Below are 2,917 nucleotides of genomic sequence, written 5' to 3' on the forward strand. Positions count from 1 at the left end.
GCGGCGATGCCGTCGATGATGCGGGGGTCCCAGTCGTCCAGAACGGCGGCGAAGTGGTGCAGGAACACCACGGGCACGCCTCCCGTGGGGCCGAGCTCACGGTAAGCGAAGTTCACGCCGCCGGCGAGGACGGATTTGGTCGGCACCGTGGTCCAGGTGCGGGTGTCGGCGAGTGCGCCGTGGTTGGTTGCCATGTCTGTCCTCTATCCGAAGGAAGTGAGCCTGGCCTATGAGAGCCCGATTGAATTACGCTCATACTATTATGGTCGTAAGGTTATCGGATAGACTTCGGTAGGGCAAGGACGCGGCAGCATGGAGGATCATCGACATGGCGAGATATGGCAGCGGGCACAAGGCGCAGACGCGCGCTCGGGTGGTGGAGGCGGCGGGTCGACGTCTGAAGGAGGATGGGATCGACGGGGCCGGCGTGAGTGCGTTGATGTCCGACGCCGGGCTGACCAACGGCGCGTTCTACGCGCACTTCGCGTCGAAGGACGAACTCGTCGCNNGGGCGCTACCCGACGACGGTCACTCGTTGCAGTCCTACATCGAGGGTTATCTGTCGGCGAGTCATCGTGACCAACGAGAGAACGGATGTCCCTCCGCTGCCCTTCTCGGCGAAATCGGCCGGTCGAAACCGATTGTGCAGGAATCGTTCACGGATGGTCTCGAGGCGATGATCACCATCGTCGCCAGTCGTACCCACATCGATGACACAGCCGCGGCGCGAACGATAGCGATCGGCCTGATGTCGAGCCTGATCGGCACCCTGCAACTGTCGCGGGCGGTGTCGGACCCGACGCTGTCCAATGAGATCCTCGCGGCCGGGCTCGCGAACGCGTTTCGCCTAATCCAAAACTGAATGCCACCGACTGAAAAGAGAAGCAATGACAACGACCACGCGTGACCGCACCCGAGCCCGTATGCAGTGGACCCTGGGAATTATGGCGTTGGTCCCGACCATCAGCGGAGTGCAGCAAGTTCTGCTGGGTGCGCAGGCAGTGCCCGCGAATTCATCTGAGGTCTCCGCTTCAATCGACGGAGAACTCAGGTACGCCAATGTTTTCAAGGTCGCTGTCGGGCCGATCATTCTCTGTCGATTGGGTACGGTGGAGGATTCGCCCGCGGTCACCGCCGCTTTGGCGGCAGTGTTCGCTGGGGGATTGGCGCGGCTGTGGTCGTGGAAGCAGGCTGGACGTCCGCATCCCGTCGGGATGGTTGCTATTGGGCTCGAGGTCGGCGTCGTACCTGTGATTCTGGCCTGGCGACGTCGGTTCGCAAGTCGAAGTGCGTGACCGTATCTCGTAGAGCGTATTTCTCGGGGACGCGGATGATGAGGGCGTCGCCCTCGCCACCGCCGCCGCACAAGGCTGCCGCACCGATACCGCCGCCGCGCCGCTTCAACTCCAACGCCAGATGCAGTGCAATGCGGGCGCCGGACATTCCGAGTGGGTGACCGATGGCGATGGCGCCGCCGTTGACGTTGACCTTGTCTTCGTCGATCCCGAGTTCACGTGTCGAGGCGATAGCGACCGCTGCGAACGCCTCGTTGATCTCGACCAGATCCAGATCCTTGGGGTCGATGCCTTCCTTCGCACAAGCTTTGACGATCGCCCGAGCCGGCTGCGACTGCAACGACGAATCCGGTCCCGCGACCACGCCGTGCGCACCGATCTCGGCGATCCATTCGAGTCCGAGACTTTCGGCCTTGGCCTTGCTCATCACGATCACCGCGGCAGCACCGTCGTGGATCGGTGACGCATTACCCGCGGTGATGGTGCCGGTCTTGGAGAAGGCCGGACACAGCTTCGCAAGAGTCGCGGTGGTGGTGTCGGCGCGGATGCCTTCGTCCTGCGAGAAGACGTTCGGATCGCCCTTGCGCTGCGGAATCGACACCGGAAACGACCTCGTCGTCGAAGACACCGTTCCTCCACGCCGTCGCCGCAAGGTGGTGTCGTATCCGCCCCTGGATTGTTCTTTGACCAGCAGGAATGACACGTCCCCTGACCCGGGCTTCGGTGCGCTGGTAGTCTTGTCGCCGCGCTCCCACCCGGGAGATTCCTGAGGTCTGTCGTGGTCGGCTTCAGAAGTGGCAATGAGCTTGTGGCACAAGTGTATCCACGTGCCGCGGCCCTCCCCGGGTGGATCAACCGTCTCGATTCCGCCCCAGGGCGTCGTCCTCGCTGGTGGGGCAGCGGCGACCAGCTGTCTCTGGCAGGGGATCGGATCGAGACGGATGGAGGAACCGCATGAGCAGGCAACAGCGACGTGATTTCAAGGTCGCACCCTTCGGAGGGCGTGCAGATCGGACACCGGAGGAAGCGGCGCCCGCAGACCGTGGTGCGGCAACCGGCCGGCCTGCCGGGTCAGGCCGTCGTGGGAATGGTGATCTCGGCTCTGCCGTCGATGGCCGATAGCAGGTAATGCGGACAGGTGACCACCTGCCGAGGAACGGGAATCGCCCGGCGCTCGGTGTCGAGGTAGAGGCGGTATGCGAGCTGCCCGCGTCGATGGCTGCCGGTGCCTGGGTCGATGGCGCCGAGGAAGTACCCGTGCGCGGAGTCAACGGTCGAGAAGATCGCCCGCGCCCACTCGGCAGCCTCCGCGGGCGGCAGATACCGCGGCACGCCCGTCTGCGCGTCGACGGTGTGCACGATGACCGTGACGGCGAACCCGGCCGCCGCGGGAAACCACTGCTCGGCCGCAACGTCGAACGGTGCGATGGACGTGTGAATCCGCAGCTCGATGTCCGTTCCGGTGCGCGCCGCGGCTGTGATGATGTGGGGATCCGCCGAAGCATCCTGTACGGCCAGGTTCGGCAGCGCCTGGTGGCTGTCGGCGCGGATGCTGCCTGGATCAGCGGACATGGGGCAAGGGTACGGGCCGCCGAAACCCGACTAGGAGGGCGCTGAACAAG

At 64.5% G+C, this 2,917-nt stretch carries 3 protein-coding genes and 2 pseudogenes; 2 read left to right on the forward strand and 3 right to left on the reverse strand.

The features are described from left to right. Nucleotides 1–194 (reverse strand): annotated as a pseudogene (locus AZG88_RS29510) (alpha/beta fold hydrolase); the annotation flags it as partial. Between the two features lie 134 nt (nt 195–328). Between AZG88_RS29510 and AZG88_RS29515 the strand changes: the two are divergent. Next, on the forward strand, nt 329–862 hold the full coding sequence (locus AZG88_RS29515; RefSeq protein WP_061699917.1) for a TetR/AcrR family transcriptional regulator: 534 nt from the start codon (nt 329–331) through the stop codon (nt 860–862). Nucleotides 863–944: 82 nt separating this feature from the next. Beyond that, nucleotides 945–1,295 (forward strand): DUF4345 family protein, encoded by a 351-nt coding sequence (locus AZG88_RS50755; protein WP_231914257.1) that lies wholly within the window; start codon nt 945–947, stop codon nt 1,293–1,295. A gap of 22 nt (nt 1,296–1,317) precedes the next feature. Here the strand turns inward: AZG88_RS50755 and AZG88_RS29520 are convergent. Together AZG88_RS29520 and AZG88_RS29525 are read right to left on the reverse strand one after the other, a co-directional pair. Further along, nucleotides 1,318–1,954 (reverse strand): annotated as a pseudogene (locus AZG88_RS29520) (acetyl-CoA C-acyltransferase); the annotation flags it as partial. 412 nt (nt 1,955–2,366) lie between these two features. After that, complete coding sequence (locus AZG88_RS29525) at nt 2,367–2,867, reverse strand: hypothetical protein (protein WP_061699918.1); 501 nt, start codon at nt 2,865–2,867, stop codon at nt 2,367–2,369. Nucleotides 2,868–2,917: the final 50 nt, after the last annotated feature.

Origin of the sequence: Rhodococcus sp. LB1, from assembly GCF_001583455.1 — a bacterium.
Lineage (GTDB): Bacteria > Actinomycetota > Actinomycetes > Mycobacteriales > Mycobacteriaceae > Rhodococcus_F > Rhodococcus_F opacus.

Excerpts from the sequence above, each read along its gene's own strand:
- AZG88_RS50755 (WP_231914257.1), top strand. The coding sequence starts at position 945 with ATGGCGTTGGTCCCGACCATCAGCGGAGTGCAGCAAGTTCTGCTGGGT.
- AZG88_RS29525 (WP_061699918.1), bottom strand. The coding sequence starts at position 2,867 with ATGTCCGCTGATCCAGGCAGCATCCGCGCCGACAGCCACCAGGCGCTG.